Source organism: Streptomyces sp. RerS4 (genome assembly GCF_023515955.1).
Lineage (GTDB): Bacteria > Actinomycetota > Actinomycetes > Streptomycetales > Streptomycetaceae > Streptomyces.
The window spans coordinates 3,708,931-3,724,748 of the sequence record NZ_CP097322.1 but is presented as its reverse complement, the minus strand read 5'-3'; the positions used below and the strand labels follow the sequence as shown (position 1 = coordinate 3,724,748).

General features: G+C 69.8%; 15 protein-coding genes and 1 pseudogene. 7 read left to right on the top strand and 9 right to left on the bottom strand.

Going from position 1 to position 15,818, the window contains the following annotated elements:
• Positions 1–78: 78 nt before the first annotated feature.
• A complete protein-coding gene (locus M4D82_RS17205) occupies positions 79–897 on the top strand; it encodes a hypothetical protein (RefSeq protein ID WP_249766892.1) in 819 nt (272 codons plus the stop codon).
• 19 nt (positions 898–916) lie between these two features.
• Here the strand turns inward: M4D82_RS17205 and M4D82_RS17200 are convergent, their stop codons facing one another.
• A complete protein-coding gene (locus tag M4D82_RS17200; protein ID WP_249772370.1) occupies positions 917–1,618 on the bottom strand; it encodes a hypothetical protein in 702 nt (233 codons plus the stop codon).
• Positions 1,619–1,942: 324 nt separating this feature from the next.
• Here M4D82_RS17200 and M4D82_RS17195 point away from each other — a divergent pair, with 324 nt between their 5' ends.
• Positions 1,943–3,097, top strand: coding sequence for a glycosyltransferase (locus M4D82_RS17195; RefSeq protein WP_249766891.1), 1,155 nt, complete (start codon positions 1,943–1,945; stop codon positions 3,095–3,097).
• Here the strand turns inward: M4D82_RS17195 and M4D82_RS17190 are convergent.
• The 3 genes from M4D82_RS17190 to thiC all read right to left on the bottom strand — a co-directional run bounded on the left by M4D82_RS17190 (position 3,094) and on the right by thiC (position 7,369).
• Entirely contained in the window at positions 3,094–4,143 is a 1,050-nt protein-coding gene (locus M4D82_RS17190; protein WP_249771902.1) for an aldo/keto reductase, read from the bottom strand. The genes M4D82_RS17195 and M4D82_RS17190 overlap by 4 nt on opposite strands.
• A gap of 187 nt (positions 4,144–4,330) precedes the next feature.
• Entirely contained in the window at positions 4,331–5,302 is a 972-nt protein-coding gene (locus M4D82_RS34080; protein ID WP_283844487.1) for a hypothetical protein, read from the bottom strand.
• Between the two features lie 279 nt (positions 5,303–5,581).
• Complete coding sequence (gene thiC, locus M4D82_RS17180) at positions 5,582–7,369, bottom strand: phosphomethylpyrimidine synthase ThiC (RefSeq protein ID WP_249766890.1); 1,788 nt, start codon at positions 7,367–7,369, stop codon at positions 5,582–5,584.
• A gap of 211 nt (positions 7,370–7,580) precedes the next feature.
• Here thiC and M4D82_RS17175 point away from each other — a divergent pair, with 211 nt between their 5' ends.
• On the top strand, positions 7,581–8,945 hold the full coding sequence (locus M4D82_RS17175) for a YibE/F family protein (protein ID WP_502988946.1): 1,365 nt from the start codon (positions 7,581–7,583) through the stop codon (positions 8,943–8,945).
• Between the two features lie 64 nt (positions 8,946–9,009).
• Here the strand turns inward: M4D82_RS17175 and M4D82_RS17170 are convergent, their stop codons facing one another.
• From M4D82_RS17170 to M4D82_RS17155, 4 genes are all read right to left on the bottom strand, one after another.
• A complete protein-coding gene (locus M4D82_RS17170; RefSeq protein ID WP_249766889.1) occupies positions 9,010–9,459 on the bottom strand; it encodes an SsgA family sporulation/cell division regulator in 450 nt (149 codons plus the stop codon).
• Positions 9,460–9,556: 97 nt separating this feature from the next.
• The gene (locus M4D82_RS17165; RefSeq protein WP_249766888.1) at positions 9,557–10,315 is read right to left on the bottom strand and encodes an IclR family transcriptional regulator; all 759 of its coding nucleotides are present in this window, start codon (positions 10,313–10,315) and stop codon (positions 9,557–9,559) included.
• A gap of 145 nt (positions 10,316–10,460) precedes the next feature.
• On the bottom strand, positions 10,461–10,688 hold the full coding sequence (locus M4D82_RS17160) for a DUF5326 family protein (RefSeq protein ID WP_249766887.1): 228 nt from the start codon (positions 10,686–10,688) through the stop codon (positions 10,461–10,463).
• A 151-nt stretch (positions 10,689–10,839) separates the two neighbouring features.
• Positions 10,840–11,157, bottom strand: a complete 318-nt coding sequence (locus tag M4D82_RS17155) for a cupin domain-containing protein (RefSeq protein ID WP_249766886.1) — start codon at positions 11,155–11,157, stop codon at positions 10,840–10,842.
• Between the two features lie 93 nt (positions 11,158–11,250).
• Here M4D82_RS17155 and M4D82_RS17150 point away from each other — a divergent pair.
• The 4 genes and pseudogenes from M4D82_RS17150 to M4D82_RS17135 all read left to right on the top strand — a co-directional run bounded on the left by M4D82_RS17150 (position 11,251) and on the right by M4D82_RS17135 (position 14,464).
• Positions 11,251–11,632: pseudogene (locus tag M4D82_RS17150) on the top strand (phage holin family protein).
• A gap of 10 nt (positions 11,633–11,642) precedes the next feature.
• Positions 11,643–12,815, top strand: coding sequence for a cystathionine gamma-lyase (locus tag M4D82_RS17145; RefSeq protein ID WP_249766885.1), 1,173 nt, complete (start codon positions 11,643–11,645; stop codon positions 12,813–12,815).
• Between the two features lie 177 nt (positions 12,816–12,992).
• The gene (locus M4D82_RS17140) at positions 12,993–13,889 is read left to right on the top strand and encodes a LysR family transcriptional regulator (RefSeq protein WP_249766884.1); all 897 of its coding nucleotides are present in this window, start codon (positions 12,993–12,995) and stop codon (positions 13,887–13,889) included.
• Positions 13,890–13,984: 95 nt separating this feature from the next.
• Complete coding sequence (locus M4D82_RS17135; protein ID WP_249766883.1) at positions 13,985–14,464, top strand: NUDIX domain-containing protein; 480 nt, start codon at positions 13,985–13,987, stop codon at positions 14,462–14,464.
• 33 nt (positions 14,465–14,497) lie between these two features.
• On the opposite strand, the gene M4D82_RS17130 is transcribed toward M4D82_RS17135, so the two are convergent.
• Positions 14,498–15,703, bottom strand: a complete 1,206-nt coding sequence (locus M4D82_RS17130) for a globin domain-containing protein (protein WP_249766882.1) — start codon at positions 15,701–15,703, stop codon at positions 14,498–14,500.
• Between the last annotated feature and the right edge of the window lie 115 nt (positions 15,704–15,818).

Below are 15,818 nucleotides of genomic sequence, written 5' to 3'. Positions count from 1 at the left end.
ATCCGTAGCAGGCTCTCCTCCGTTTGGGCCGGCGCCCGGGTCTACGCGGGCATACCGGCTTGTACGGAGCATCGGGGGATGCACATGACCAGCGCTCCGCACCTGCTCACCGAAGACCGACCCGAGTTCGATCGGCTCCTCGACGAGGCGCTGCGCACGGCGGACGAACGGCCCGAGCTCGCCACTCTGGGCGAGAGACTCAACGCCGAACAGTTGCGCACGATGGCCCTGAGCGCCCGCGCGCTCCTGGCCGCCGCCGCGGCGGCGGAGTACGACCACTTCGTGAAGGTCCGCGAGGAACTGCGCGACGAAGCCCTCTCCACCCCGAGCGGCGCGGTCGACGACGACGCCGGGCAGGGCGAGGGTGGCGGCGCCGGGGCCTTCGCCGTGGTCGCGGTTCTCGCCCCGGTTCTGGCCGGCACCGCGATGCTGATCTTCCTGTTGGTGGGTTACAGCCTGAAATTGATCGAGCCGGAGCCCGCCTTCGCGCGGACAATGCTGACGGCGGGTTGGCTGTTCGGCGGGCTTACGGTGGCCGCCCTGCTGTTCGCGGTGATCGGGTTGCTGACCGCCGCCGTGCGCAACAGCTCCACCGAGGTGGCGGCCGAGGAGGCGGTACCGGTGCCGGACGAGCTCTCCCGCGCCCGGGAGGCTTGGCGCAACGCGCTGCTGGAGCGGGGGATCATGCCGTTCCTGCGCGACGCCCTGGCCGATCCGACGGCGGGGTCGGGCTATCCGGTCCCCCGTACGCCAGGGGCCGGGCGCATCCCCGATCTGGGATACACCCGGCCCGACTCCACCGGTCCGGGCCCCGCTTCACAGGGACCCCGACCCGGCTACACGTCCCAGGACTTCACGAGCCCGGACTTCGGCGGGCCGAAGGCCGAGCCGGAGTAGACCGCCCGGCTTCGCGTTCCTACTTCAGTCCCTTCGGCAGGTGGCTGGGGTCCATCGGTCGGGCCGGCGGAGCGGCTCGGCGGAGGTCGGGGTCATTCGCGTCGGGCTGGGGTACAGCCGGGTTCCACAGACCGTTGCACGTGAGCGTGTTGGGGCCCGGGTTGACGTTGCAGAAGGTCTCCCAGATCACCCCTCCCGTCGTCACCACCTCGATCACGAGCCGGTTGGCCTGGTGACCGATGGAGATCGCGCAGGCGTCGGCCGGGTAGCGGCCCATGGGGTTGGTGGTGAGGTCGTACCAGGTCCAGGTGCCCACGACCGGCTGTCCGTCGACGACCCCGAGCTCGCGGATGCCCGCGTACGCGTTGCCGTCGCCGGGGAGCACCGCCTTGAACTCGCGGTCGTTGTTGTCCCGAATGGAGTCGATGTCCACACAGGGGGCCGTTCCCGGGATGCCCTGCGGGCCGGTGGGACCGGTGGGGCCTGTCGGACCCGTCGGACCCGTGGGTCCCTCGTGACCGCGCGGGCCCCGCGGGCCCGTCGGACCGACCTTGCAGTGGTCCTTGCGCGGGTTCGCCTTGTTGGCCTTGGCCTTGTCGTCGTCGTCTCTCGACCAACACTCGTCGTCCCCGCCACCGGCGGGCCGGACGGTCGACATGCCCGTGGTCTGCGTTCCGGCCGACGCGGCCGGAGCCGCGATCCCCGCCAGCACCAGTGCCATGGAGGCAAGGGTGCCGCCCGCCAGCCAGCTCGCCCGACGGGGCAGCGGACCCAGGAATGTACGGGACCTGTCCTCTGAACTCATCTACCGCTCCTCGCGCACACCAGATTGGATGCTTCGGTGAACTCGAAGTCCGGAAATCGGACCGGACTCCGCGCGTCATCCTGAAGACCCGGCACCGCGCACGCCGCCACGGCTCGCCCCACTGTCATCGAAATGGCGCAGTCCACGCGGCCACTTGGACGCTTCCGACAGGGCCACCCGGGGCCTCACCCCGGCGAGCCGCCCACCCCCGACTACGGCCCCGTCCTAGGGTCATGGGGCGTGAAGCCGACCATTTGCCTCTGCATGATCGTCAAGAACGAGGCCGCCGTCATCGAGCGCTGCCTGGACTCCGTACGGGATCTCATCGACACCTGGGTCATCTCCGACACGGGATCCACGGACGGCACCCAGGACCTGATCCGCGCTGCCCTGAGCGACATCCCCGGTGAGCTGTACGAGGAGCCCTGGAAGAACTTCGGCCACAACCGGAGCCTGAACATCGCCCACGCCCGCGGCAAGGCGGACTACCTTCTCCTGCTCGACGCGGACCTCGTCCTGCGTCGCACCGGGCCGCTGCCCCCGCTCACCGCGGACTCGTACATGCTCCGCCACGAGGGGAGCACCGAGTACCGCATCAAGCGGCTGGTCCGCGGTGACCTCCCCTGGCGGTACGAGGGCGTCACCCACGAGTACCTGACCTGCGACCGCCCCGACGAGAACGACCAGCGCCCCGGGATCCAGGAGAACCTCGACGCGCTGTTCATCGAGGACCACGCCGACGGCGGTTCCCGTCACGACAAGTTCGAGCGCGACGCCCGCCTGCTCGGCGAGGAGCTGCAAAGGGATCCGTCCAACACCCGGACGGTCTTCTACCTCGCCCAGACCATGCGGGACATGGGTGACACGGCGGCCGCGATCAAGTTCTACGAGCGGTGCGCGAGCATGGGCGGCTGGGCCGAGGAGGTGTACTACTCGCTCCTCCAGGTCGGCGTCCTGCACAGCAGGTCCGGGAACTCGCCGGCGGCGATGGAGGCCCTGTCACGGGCCTGGGACTTCCGCCCCTCCCGCCTGGAGGCCTGCTATGAATGGGCCGCCCACCTCAGGGGGCTGGGGCGATACCACTCGGCCCACGCCATCACGTCGACCGTCCTCGACCGGCCGGCCCCGGACGACCTGCTCTTCGTCCAGCCGTGGGTGTACCGCTGGGGGCTGCTCTTCGAGCACTCGATCAACTCGTACTGGGTCGGGGACCCGGCCGCGTCCCTCGCGGCGTGCGACCGACTGCTGGCGATGCCCGATCTGCCCGAGGAGTACCGCCGCCAGACCGTGACCAACCGCGGCTTCGCCGTGGCCGCGCTTTCCCCGTCCGTCCCTGTTTCACGTGAAACATCGACCGATGTTTCACGTGAAACAGCACGAGCCGCGCAGGTCTAGCCGGCGGCCCGGTCGTTCAGTGCCCGCCGCCGCTGGGCGGCATCCGTCAGGGCCGGCGGGCGCCAGACCCCGTCGGGGTGGTAGAGGTTCACCCCCGGGGCCACAATCTCGTCGATCCGGTCGAGCGTCGCGTCGTCGAGGACCAGACCGGCTCCCTTGACCAGGGATTCCATCTGTTCCATGGTCCGAGGGCCGATGATCACCGAGGTGACGGCCGGGTGCGCGACGGGGAAGGCGACGGCCAACTCCGGCAACGTGCAGCCGATCTCTTCGCTGAGCGCGACGAGCTGTTCCACGGCCTCCAGCTTGGCGACGTTGCCGGGGATCGCCGGGTCGAAACGGGCCGGGGTGAGCGCGGCGCGCCCCGAGGTCAGGTCCACGGGTCCGCCGAGCCGGTACTTGCCGCTCAGGAACCCGGAGGCGAGCGGACTCCAGGTCAGCACGCCCATCCCGTACCGGCGGGCCACCGGCAGCACGTTGGCCTCGATGCCGCGCGCCAGGATCGAGTACGGCGGCTGCTCGGTCCGGAAGCGCGGGAGCGCCCGGCGCTCGGCGACATGGTGGGCCTCCACCAGTTCCTCGGCCGGGAAGGTGGAGCATCCGAAGGAGCGGATCTTTCCTTCCCTGACGAGGTCGCCGAGGACCGCCAGGGTCTCTTCCACATCGGTCGTGTGATCCGGGCGGTGCACCTGGTAGAGGTCGATCCAGTCGGTGTCCAGACGCCGCAGGCTGTCCTCCACCGCCCGGACGATCCAGCGCCGCGAGTTGCCGCTGCGGTTGCGGCCCTCACCCATCTGGAAATGGACCTTGGTGGCGAGTACGACGTCGTCGCGCCGCCCCTTGAGCGCCTTGCCGACGATCACCTCCGACTCCCCGGCGGAGTACATGTCCGCGGTGTCCACGAAGTTGATGCCACGGTCCAGCGCGGCATGGATGATCCGTGCGCACTCCTCGTGATCCGGGTTGCCCACGGCCCCGAACATCATCGTGCCGAGGCAGTGCGCGCTCACCTCGATGCCGGTCCCGCCCAGGTTTCGATATCGCATGGTGGTCATGCGGCCGCACTCTAGGAGCTGGAGCGCGCTCCAGGTCAAGGGCCGGCGTCGGCGTCCTCGCGATCCCGAGCAGGAACGGCGGCGGCCCCGGACCGCCCGCCGGACGGATGTCCGCAGGCGGCCCGGGGCCGCGTCAGGTGCTATTCGGTTGTCCTGGTGTTGTCGGGCCCCGCCGTGGTTACTTCATCGGCTTGCGTCGGTGGTTGGGGTCCATCCCGGGCTGGCTGGTTCGGAGCGGCGGGTTGTCGACGAAGGCGTTCACGGCAGTCCAGGGACTGTCGCACGTGAGGGTCGGAGGGTTACCGGGGTTCTGGCTGCAGGTGGTCTCCCAGACCGTTCCGTCAGGGGCCACCGTCTCGACGTTGGTCTGGCCTGCCTGGTCACTGACCGAGACACCGCACGCGCCGGTGGGGAAGTTCTCGTTGTCGCTCAGGTCGTTCCACTCGAAGTTGGCGACCGTCGGTTCGAGGCTGCGGATGCCAACCCAAATCTGGCCGTTGGTCGAGACTCCCTTGACCTCTTCGGACGCGCTGGGCTTGTACGCGGCCACGGCGGAGCACTGACCGGCCGGGCCCGTGGCACCGGCCGGACCGGTCGGACCGGTCGGACCGGTCACACCCGTTCCGTCCGTACCGGCAGGACCCGTCGGACCGGCAGGACCTGTCGGACCCGTCGGACCCGTCGCGCCGCCGCCAGGGCCGGCCGGACCCGTCGGACCCGTCGGACCGGTCACACCTGTCCCGTCCTGCCCGGCCGGACCCGTCGGACCCGTCGGACCGGTCGGGCCCGTCGGACCCGTGGGGCCCGCCACGCCGTCGACCGGGCACTTGTCGTGGTCGTCGCCGCGCGGGTGGTCGTCGTCCCCGCCGCCCAGGTACTTGTCGAGCAGCACGCTCGCCAGCGGCTTGTCGTCTCGGCGCTCGTCGTGCTGCGGACGGTCGTGCGGGGGACGTTCCCAGCAGTCGTCGTCTCCACCGTCGGCCGGTGCGACGGCGCGCACGGCCGGGGCAGTCGCCTGGGCCGACGCGATGCCGGGACTGGCCAGGCCCACCAGCACGAGCGAGAGCGAGGCCAGGGCACCTCCTGCCAGCGACACCCTACTGCGGGGGACGGGACCGAGCAGACGGCTGGTCCTGTGCTCACGACTCATCAAAGACTCCTTCGGAACGGACTGTCGCGCCGAAGGCAGTGAGGCTCCGGCGGCGGTTCGAACTTCCGTGGGGAGATACGGACTGGCACCGGAACCTCTTGAGCAAATCAGGACAGATATCATCAGAACGGCCTACGTAACCCCCACCAACGGATGCGTCTGACGAGGTCCGTCTGATAGGGCGTCGACGTGCCGGCCCAGAGCAACGTGGAAAACGGGCGGGCCCGCGACTCCCCCCTCGGTGTCGCGGGCCCGCCCGTGCTCGTCCGGCCGTGCGGGTCAGTCCGCCAGCGGCAGGTAGACGCGGTTGCCCGAGGCCGCGAACTCGGCGGACTTCTCGGCCATGCCCGCCTGGATCTCCTCGGCCTTCAGGTCACCGCCGTGCTCCCGGCGGATGTCCTGGGAGATCTTCATCGAGCAGAACTTGGGACCGCACATGGAGCAGAAGTGCGCGGTCTTGGCCGGCTCCGCCGGGAGCGTCTCGTCGTGGAACTCGCGGGCCGTGTCCGGGTCGAGGGCCAGGTTGAACTGGTCCTCCCAGCGGAACTCGAACCGCGCGTCCGACAGCGCGTCGTCCCATTCCTGGGCGCCCGGGTGTCCCTTCGCCAGGTCGGCGGCGTGGGCGGCGATCTTGTAGGTGATCACCCCGGTCTTCACGTCGTCCCGGTTCGGCAGGCCCAGGTGCTCCTTCGGCGTGACGTAGCAGAGCATCGCGGTGCCCCACCAGGCGATCATCGCGGCGCCGATGCCCGAGGTGATGTGGTCGTACGCCGGGGCGACGTCCGTGGTCAGCGGGCCGAGCGTGTAGAACGGCGCCTCCTCGCAGATCTCCTGCTGGAGGTCGATGTTCTCCTTGATCTTGTGCATCGGGACGTGGCCCGGACCCTCGATCATCGTCTGCACGTTGTGGCGCTTGGCGATCGTGTTCAGCTCGCCCAGGGTCTTCAGCTCCGCGAACTGCGCCGCGTCATTGGCGTCCGCGATGGAGCCCGGACGCAGGCCGTCACCGAGCGAGTAGGTGACGTCGTAGGTCGCGAGGATGTCGCAGAGTTCCTCGAAGTTCGTGTAGAGGAAGTTCTCCTTGTGGTGCGCGAGGCACCACGCGGCCATGATCGAGCCACCGCGCGAGACGATGCCGGTCTTGCGGCGGGCCGTCAGCGGCACGTAGGGCAGCAGCACGCCGGCGTGGACCGTCATGTAGTCGACGCCCTGCTCGGCCTGCTCGATCACGGTGTCCTTGTAGATCTCCCAGGTCAGGTCCTCGGCACGGCCGTCGACCTTCTCCAGCGCCTGGTAGAGCGGGACGGTGCCGATCGGGACGGGGGAGTTGCGCAGCACCCACTCACGCGTGGTGTGGATGTTGCGGCCGGTCGAGAGGTCCATGACCGTGTCGGCGCCCCACTTGGTCGCCCAGGTCATCTTGTCGACTTCCTCCTCGATGGAGGAGGTGACGGCGGAGTTGCCGATGTTGGCGTTGACCTTCACCAGGAACCGCTTGCCGATGATCATCGGCTCGATCTCGGGGTGGTTCACGTTGGCCGGGAGCACCGCCCGACCTGCGGCGATCTCCTCGCGGACGACCTCGGGGGAGACGTTCTCGCGGAGGGCGACGTACTCCATCTCCGGGGTGATCTCGCCCCGGCGGGCGTACGCGAGCTGCGTGACGGCGGCGCCGCCCCGGCCCCGGCGGGGCAGGCGCGGCCGCCCCGGGAAGACCGCGTCGAGGTTCTTGAGGCCACCTCGCGGCGAGGTGTGCTTGATGCCGTCGTCCTCGGGGCGCACGGGGCGTCCCGCGTACTCCTCGGTGTCCCCGCGCCCGATGATCCAGTTCTCGCGCAGCGGCGCGAGGCCCCGGCGGACGTCGGTGTCGATCTGCGGGTCGGTGTACGGACCGGACGTGTCGTAGAGCGTCACGTCCTTGCCGTTGGTGAGGTGGACCTGACGGACCGGCACCCGGATGTCGGGGCGAGAGCCCGCCAGGTATCCCTTGTGCCAGCCCGGCTGGCGCTCGGTCTGGCCGTCGGCGTCCTGGCTGACGGCAGGCGTGCGTGCGTCCTGAATGGTCATGAGACCTGATCTCCCTACGCCGGCATTACCCGGTAACAGGTTCGGCGGTCGACGCAGCCTCTTCCCGTACGCATGCTCCTGCGCGTACGGTGATCAGCGCCCTCTCAGCCCGGTGCTCCGAGCTCCCGCGTTGTGCAAAGGTGCCCCCACGCTAGCGTCATCTGTGGCGTGCTGAACAGTGGGCCCCCTCATCTCTTGCGATGATCGGTCAGTGACGTCCCTGCCGCAGCCCCCTCATGAGCCCACAGAACAGCCGGGCCACTCCGGCCATGCCCATGGCCATGGGCACAGCCACGGCCACGGACCGGCCGCGCCGGTCTCCAAGCACCTGCGCAAGGTCATCGCCGCCGTGCTGATCCCCTTCGCGACCGCCGTCTTCGTCGGCATGGCCGTGCTCTGGCCAGGTGGCGCGCCGGAGCACGAGCGCACCGGCGTGGGCTTCGACCGCCAGACCCAGCAGGGCAAGGTCATCGCTCTGGTGAACGTCGACTGCAAATCCGTCAACGCCTCCCAGGTGCCCGCCACCGGTGACACGTCCACCCCCGAGGGGCGCGAGGCGACGGCCGCGCAGACCGGCGAGTGCAAGAAGGCGACCGTCGAGGTCGGAACCGGACCGGACAAGGGCCGCGCCTTCTTCGAGATCGTCCAGCCGGGCGCCCCGCGGCAGTTGGCGAACGGTCAGGAGGTCGTCGTCGCCTACGCGCCGGACGCGCCCCGTGACCTCCAGTACTCCGTGATCGACCTGAACCGGAAGTTCCCGATGGCCCTGCTGGCCGGCATCTTCGCCGTCGCGGTCGTCGTGGTGGGCCGGATGCGCGGGCTGTTCGCCCTGATCGCGCTCGTGGTCAGCTTCGGGATCCTGACCCTGTTCATCCTGCCGGCGATCCTCCAGGGCTCGAATCCCCTGTTGGTGGCGGTGATCGGGGCCAGCGCGATCATGTTGATCGCCCTCTACATGTGCCACGGCCTGACGGCCCGGACCTCGGTGGCCGTCCTCGGCACCCTGGTGTCGCTGCTGCTGATCGGTCTGCTGGGATCGCTGTTCATCGACTGGGCGTTCCTCAGCGGCAACACGGACGACAACACCGGGTTGATCCACGGGCTCTACCCGCACATCGACATGAGCGGTTTGCTGCTCGCAGGCGTGATCATCGGATCGCTCGGCGTGCTGGACGACGTGACCGTCACCCAGACCTCGGCCGTCTGGGAACTACACCAGGCCGACCCCTCGATGGGGCCGCGCGGCCTGTACCGGGCGGCCATCCGGATCGGCCGCGACCACATCGCGTCCGTGGTCAACACCCTGGTGCTGGCCTACGCCGGCGCCGCGCTGCCGCTGCTGCTGCTGTTCTCCATCGCGAACAGCAGCATGGGCTCGGTGGCCAACAGCGAGTTGGTCGCGGAGGAGATCGTACGGACCCTCGTGGGCTCGATCGGACTCGTCGCCTCGGTCCCCGTGACCACGGCGCTGGCCGCCCTGGTGGTGTCCGCCGATCGGCCGGGAGCGGCCGCGTCCACATCGGCCCCGGCTCCGGCACGCGGCGGCCGAGGCCGAGGCCGGCGGCGCAAGCGCTGACGGACCAGGACCGACGGGCGGCCGCGATACCGGGGCGACGCCGCGATACCGGGGCGACGGGCGATCAGCCCGCGTTCTGCTCGTTCTGCCGCGCCTCGGCGAGGATCCTGCACAGCTCCTCGTCGAGGGTCTCCTCGAAGTCGCCGAGATTGCGCTCCTGACCGAGCGGAACGAGCCGGTCGGTCCGGTCGAGGAAGGCCACGAGGGGCGCCGCGCCGGCGCGGAACACGGCCCGCTCGCCGACGACCTGGAGGCGGATGTACACGTCCGACAGTTCCTGGGGATCGGTGGGTGCGATGTGCACATCGCCGTCACCGCACGGCTTGTTGATCCCGTCGAGCAGCAGCTCCCGGCCGAACGCCCAGGTCACGGGGGCGTCTCCGGGCAGGTGGAAGGTCAGGCGTACCGCGTAGGGGTCTCGCGCGTCGTACCGAAGCTCCACCGGAATCCGAAACGAGAGCTCCTCGGAAACGAGGAAGCTCATCATGACCTCTGCCTGTACCGACTCGCGCATTGCCTACCCCGCTGTAGTGGAAGTGGCCAGGAATGATCCCCCAGGACCCTCTTGACAAGAGTGGTGGAAGCGCAGACGGATCACAAGGAGTGAGTTTTCAGATACTGATAGAGAACGAGAGGGTACTCAACAGCGCGCCTACTTCACTCCGTAGTCGATTGACTACACACGGCAACCGCGATTCCTGGTGCAAGGGGAGAGAAACAGCCATGGTCGCGGCCGTGTCTCCGGCGGTGATCGGGATGGCCGCACAGACCGTGCCCAGCGTGTATTCCTGGCGCTCGATCACGGGTTGCATCCGCTCGAACGAGGCGATGCGCTGCTCCAACGCGTGCAGGTCCCGCACGGTGTAGGACGTGATGGGCTCGACCGGGTGCCGGTCGTAGTGGTCCTTGCGCGTCTTCTCGTCGAGTTGGCCCAGCAGGCACTGGCCGATGGCGTGCGCGTGGCCGGTCGCCCGGAAGTCGGCCCACTCCTCGCAGGCCGGGCTGGCCGGGGTGTCCGAGACTCCCACGACCTCGATCTCCCCCTCGCGGTAGACCGCGAAATAGACGGGGGCCCCGACGGCGTCGCGGAAGTGCGCGAGCGAGTCGAGGATCATGCTGCGACGTTTCTGCTGAAGTCCCGCACCGGCCAACCGACCGGCCGCGTCGCCGAGGAGGAAGACTCCGCCCTCTCTGCGCAGATAGCCCTCGTGGGTCAGGGTGCGCAGCAGGTGGTACGCGGTGGCCAGCGGGAGCCCCGCCTCCCGCGCCAGTTGTTTCGCCGGGGCCCCGTCGCTGTGGGAGCCCACCGCCTCAAGCAGTCGCAACGCCCGCTGCACCGAACCGATGAGAGTCGGCACACCGGTCGGCACACCGGCGTTGTGAACCGAAGACAATGCTCACTCCCAGCCTGACGACACGGATTCGCACTGTATCGACGGCCTCAAGGGGTGCGAGAGGTCTTCGGCCTCGCGTTCCCCCGCCTGGGTCAATCCCCGTCAGCGGGACGCGGGTGTCCTACCACTCCCCGGCGGAGGACTTGGAACGGTCGCCGCCGAACTTCTTGACCAGGAAGATCAGACCGCCGACGAGTGCGGCGAAGAGCAGCACCTTGAAGACGATCGAGATCAGCGCACCGAGGATGCTGGTGATCACACCGCCGAAGACGAAGAGCGCCAGCAGCGGCACCGCGATCCACTTCACCCACCAGGGCATACCAGCGAATATCGCCCGGATCCCGTCCATGTCCTTACCTCTTCCCTCATCCGTGACTTCCTGCTCGAATGCTAGGAGGCCACGGCTGCGGATGGGGACGCGGAAGCCCCCGGAACCCCCTGATCCGCCCCCTAGGGGGATCAGGGCGACGACCCTCAGCCGGGGGCTCGGCCCCGGCGCCTCAGCCCTCCGGCGGCGAGAAGACCACCAGTACCTTCAACGGCTCGCTGATGTGGTGGAACTTGTGCGGCACGCCGGCCGGCACGTAGACGACGCTGCCGTTCGCGACCGTCGTCGTTTCGTCCCCGACCGTGATCGCGGCGCGGCCGCTCACCACGAAGTACACCTCGTCCTGGCGGTGCGGCTGCTGCGGGTCGCTCTGGCCGGCGTCGAGCGCGTAGAGCCCCACCGACATGTTCCTCTCCTTCAGGAACTGCAGGTAGGCGCCGTCGTTGGCCGCCCGCTCCATTTCGAGCTCATCCAGCCGGAAGGCCTTCATCTTCGTTCTGCCCCTTGCCCTTGCCCGTTGCTGCCGTGGGATCCGCTGATCCGGCGATGTCCCACCCGGATCTTCTCTGCCACGATCAGACACATGACGAATTTCGTAGTCAAGACGCTGGCCAATGCGGCTGCCCTGGCGGTCGCCATCTGGCCTGCTCGCCGGCATCACGCTCGACGACGGCAGCAGCATGGGACGCCGCACGCTCACCCTGATCCTGGTCGCGCTCGTCTTCGGCCTGGTCAACCTGATCGTCAAGCCCGTGGTGAAGCTGCTGTCCTTCCCGCTCTTCATCCTCACCCTCGGCCTGTTCACCCTCGTCGTGAACGCCCTGATGCTGCTGCTCACCTCGTGGCTGGCCGAGCAGTTCGACCTCAGTTTCCACGTCGACGGCTTCTGGACCGCCGTCCTCGGCGGGCTGATCATCTCCGTCGTCTCGTGGGCCGTGAACCTGGCCCTGCCCGAGAAGAACTGAACGGCGGACCATGAGCGATCACCCCGACGGCCCGGCCCCGTACGGCGAGGGAACGCGGGCCGTACGCGCGGGCCTGCCCGAGCCCGTCAAGAACGAACCGCCCCTGCCGGGACCGGTCTTCGCCGCCCACTTCCACCTCCCCGGCGACGTGAGCGGCCCGTACACGTACGGCCGCGACACGAACCCCACCTGGACCCTCCTGGAGCGGGCCATCGGGGAGTTGGAGGCTCCGGGACGGCAGGGTCGGGAGGGGGTGGACGACGTCGAGACGGTCGTCTTCGCCTCCGGCATGGCGGCCGTCTCGGCCGTCCTGCTGTCCCAGGCCCGCACGGGGGACACCGTCGTCCTGCCCGACGACGGCTACCAGGCACTCCCCCTGGTGCGGGAACAGCTGGAGGCGTACGGGATCCACGTGCGCACCGCGCCGACCGGGGAGGACGCCCAACTGGAGGTCCTCGACGGAGCGCGACTGCTGTGGATCGAGACGCCCTCCAACCCGGGGCTGGACGTGTGCGACGTACGGCGCCTGGTGGAGGCCGCGCACGCCGGCGGCACCCTGGTCGCCGTCGACAACACCCTGGCCACGCCGCTCGGACAGCGCCCGCTGGAGCTCGGAGCGGACTTCTCCGTCGCCAGTGGCACCAAGGGGCTGACCGGGCACGGGGACCTGCTGCTCGGGTACGTGGTGTGCCGCGACGCGGAGCTCGCCGCGGGCATCCGCCGCTGGCGCAAGATCATCGGGGCGATCCCGGGCCCGATGGAGGCCTGGCTCGCGCACCGTTCCCTGGCCACCCTCCAACTGCGCGCCCAGCGCCAGTGGGGCAACGCGCTGGCCGTGGCGCAGGCGCTGGCCGACCGCCCCGAAGTGACCGGCGTGCGCTACCCGGGCCTGCCCTCGGACCCGTCCCACAAGACGGCCGCCCGGCAGATGAGCGGATTCGGTTCGGTGGTCTCCTTCACCCTGCCGGACCGGGCGCACGCGGAACGCTTCATGGCGGCCCTGCGCCTGGTCGAGGACGCGACGAGCTTCGGCGGAGTACGGTCCACCGCCGAGCGGCGCCGACGCTGGGGCGGGGACGCCGTGCCGGAGGGATTCATCCGCTTCTCCGCGGGCGCGGAGGACCCGCGGGATCTCGTCGCGGATGTGCTGCGGGCCCTTGATTCCGCGGGTTCGGGGGCCTGAACCGGACAGGGAAAGGCGGTCCGAGCCTCCCCCCTGGTGGCTCGGACCGCCCCGGCTCCCCTCGCGCAAGAACCTCACGGACAAGGCTAGTTGACTCTGGGTCAGAGTCCAATCACGGTAACGACAGGGGCCTATCGGCATATTTATAGTTGAAGGCCCCCACCGAGAGGGGCCGAAATGGACCTGGCCCTGCTGCGCACCTTCGTCGCCGTACACCGGGCCGGCTCGTTCACCCGGGCCGCCACACTCCTCGGGTTGTCCCAGCCCGCCGTCACCTCGCAGATCCGAACCCTCGAACGCCAGCTCGGCCGCCCCCTGTTCCACCGCCGCGCCCGAGGGGTCACGCCCACCGCCGTCGGTGACGAGCTGGCCCACAAGGCCGCGCCGCACCTCGACGCGTTGCTGCGGATCGCCGAGACCGAGCGGGAGGCCGCGGGCACGTTACGGACCCTGCACCTCGCCGGTCCCCCGGAGTTCCTGTGCCTACGGGTGCTCCCCGCCCTGGCCCCGCTCGTGGGTCAGGGGCAGACCCTGCGTACCGCCTTCACCTCCGACGCGGAGCAGGCCCTGGACGGTCTGGCCGCCGGACAGCACGACTTGGTCGTCACCACCTCGCGGCCGCGCGGCGGCCTGTTCTCGGCGAGTCCCCTCTGCGACGAGGACCACGTCCTGGTGGCCGCGCCCTACTGGGCCGCCCTGGCCGATCCGGCGGAGCTGCGCGCCAACGGCCCCCTCGCCCTCGACGGGGTCCCCGTCGTCGAGGTCCACGAGAGCCTGCCTCTCGTCACCCGCTACTGGGGAGCCGTCTTCGACCGCGTCCCCGAGTGCGCCGCCACCGTCGTGGCCCCCGACCTGCGGGCGGTGCTGGAATGCGTACGGGCCGGCGCGGGCCTCGCCGTTCTGCCGCGCTACCTGTGCCGGGACGACATCGAAGCGGGAAGGGTCATCACCCTGTTGGAGCCGGACGTACCGCCGCTGCGTACGTGGTTCCTCGCGGTCCGCGCAGGCAGCCTGGGCCTGGCCCACCTCGCGCGGGCTCACGACCGGCTGCTGCGGGCCGCCGCGCACTGGTGACGGCGGTTGCCGATTCGTGGGGCGCACCGGAGCCATGGCGCGTTTCGAGACGCGTGGCGCGTTTCGGAAGGGGTGTCGTGGGCCACTCTTCTCCCATGACCGAACGACCCGTGGTCAAACGCACCGCCCGCGCGATCCTGCTCGACGGTGACGACCTGATCCTCATCAAGCGCACCAAGCCCGGCGTCGACCCCTACTGGGTCACCCCCGGCGGGGGAGTGGAGCCCTCGGACGCCACCGTCGTCGACGCCCTCCACCGCGAACTCGACGAGGAACTCGGAGCGAAGATCACCGACGTGGTCCCGTGTTTCGTCGACACCATCGAGCACATCGACTCCGGCGGGGTGACCGGGGTGAAGGTGCAGCACTTCTTCGTCTGCCACCTCGAATCCATGGACCCGTCCCGGCGACACGGACCGGAGGTCGACGAGCCCGCCGGCGAGTACGAGATCGTCCGCGTGCCCTTCAGCCGCGTCGGCATCGCCGCCGTCCACCTCGTCCCACTGTCCCTGCGCCACTACCTCGACGGGAACATCGAGGGCGTGCGCGCGATGCACGCTCCGGACCTGGGCTGAGTACGTCGGGAGCGGGCGGATCGGGAGCCGGTCTCAGCCGGCCACGCCCGCCAGCTCCTCGACCGCGTCATAGCGGATGCGCTCCCCGGGGATCCCGATCCGCTTCAACGCGTCGACGCCACTGCGGATCATCGCGGGAGGCCCGGAGATGAAGGCGTCGTACGAGCTCCACGGCCCGTGTTCCCCCACCGCCTGCGGCAGCTGACCCGCGAGCCCCTCGCCGACCACCGGCCGCACCGACAGCCAGGGGTGGGAGCGCTGGAGCCCGAGCAGGGTGTCCTTGTCGTAGAGGTCGCTGTCGCTGCGCGCCCCGAAGAAGACCTCCATCCGGCGCCGCTCACCGTGCTCGGCCACGTCCTCGATCAAGGCCTTGATCGGAGCGATGCCCGTACCGCCGCCCAGGCAGAGCATGCCGTTGTCGGTGCTGTGGTCCACCACCATCGACCCGGCGGGCGGGCCCAGCCGCAGGACATCACCTGGCCGGGCGTGGCGTACGAGGGCGTTGGACACCCAGCCGGCCGGCACGGCCTTGACGTGGAAGGACAGCAGACCGTCCGCCCGGGGCGCCGAGGCGAAGGAGTAGTGCCGCCAGACCCGGGGCCACCACGGGGTCTCCAGGCTCGTGTACTGCCCCGCGAGGAAGGAGTAGGGCTGGTCGGGGCGGACGGTGACGACCGCGATGTCGGGGGTGCGCAGGTCGTGGGAGACCACCTCGGCGAGCCACCAGGCCGGCGCCCTCGCCTCGTCCTCGGCGGCGGCGTCGATCATGGTCTGGGAGATGCCGGTGTAGGCGCGCACCCATGCCGCCTCGGTCTCCGGCCCCCAGGTGTGCTCCGCGTAGCGGGCCAAGGCCCCGATCAGCGCCTCGCCCACGGCCGGATAGTGCGCGGCCACGGTGCCGTACTTGCGGTGTCCGGTACCCAGCCGACGCAGGTACGGGATGAGCACCTCGGGGTTGTCGATGTGTTCGGCGGCCGTCAGCAGGGCCTTCAGCAGCCGGTCGCGCTGCGCGTCCATGGCCGCGGGGAACAGTCCCCGTACCTCGGGGTGGCTCGTGAAGACCAGGGCGTAGAAGTACGAGGTGACCTTGTCGGCGAGGGGTGCGATCTCCGCGATGGTCCGACGGATGAGCACGGCATCCGGGGAGGGCTCGGTCGCGCCGCCTCCGGAGGGTATCCAGCCCGTCGGTCTTGCCGATCTGGTGGGCGGAACGTCCATGTGGTGCCTCGCTTCGAGCATCTCGGTCGGGTCTGCACACGCCACGGCCTCGAATCCGTGGTTCCGGGGTTCACAGCGTGCCGGCCGACCGGGTGCCCTGCGGGGGAATGGGGAAAGTCAGCGTTTCGAACCCCCC

Coding starts and splice junctions, on each gene's coding strand:
- M4D82_RS34080 (WP_283844487.1), bottom strand. CDS start 5,302: ATGAGTCGTGAGCACAGGACCAGCCGTCTGCTCGGTCCCGTCCCCCGC.
- M4D82_RS17170 (WP_249766889.1), bottom strand. CDS start 9,459: ATGCGCGAGTCGGTACAGGCAGAGGTCATGATGAGCTTCCTCGTTTCC.
- M4D82_RS17140 (WP_249766884.1), top strand. CDS start 12,993: ATGGACCTGGCCCTGCTGCGCACCTTCGTCGCCGTACACCGGGCCGGC.
- M4D82_RS17190 (WP_249771902.1), bottom strand. CDS start 4,143: ATGCGATATCGAAACCTGGGCGGGACCGGCATCGAGGTGAGCGCGCAC.
- M4D82_RS17160 (WP_249766887.1), bottom strand. CDS start 10,688: ATGGACGGGATCCGGGCGATATTCGCTGGTATGCCCTGGTGGGTGAAG.
- thiC (WP_249766890.1), bottom strand. CDS start 7,369: ATGACCATTCAGGACGCACGCACGCCTGCCGTCAGCCAGGACGCCGAC.
- M4D82_RS17155 (WP_249766886.1), bottom strand. CDS start 11,157: ATGAAGGCCTTCCGGCTGGATGAGCTCGAAATGGAGCGGGCGGCCAAC.
- M4D82_RS17130 (WP_249766882.1), bottom strand. CDS start 15,703: ATGCTCGAAGCGAGGCACCACATGGACGTTCCGCCCACCAGATCGGCA.
- M4D82_RS17145 (WP_249766885.1), top strand. CDS start 11,643: ATGAGCGATCACCCCGACGGCCCGGCCCCGTACGGCGAGGGAACGCGG.
- M4D82_RS17205 (WP_249766892.1), top strand. CDS start 79: ATGCACATGACCAGCGCTCCGCACCTGCTCACCGAAGACCGACCCGAG.
- M4D82_RS17135 (WP_249766883.1), top strand. CDS start 13,985: ATGACCGAACGACCCGTGGTCAAACGCACCGCCCGCGCGATCCTGCTC.
- M4D82_RS17200 (WP_249772370.1), bottom strand. CDS start 1,618: ATGGCACTGGTGCTGGCGGGGATCGCGGCTCCGGCCGCGTCGGCCGGA.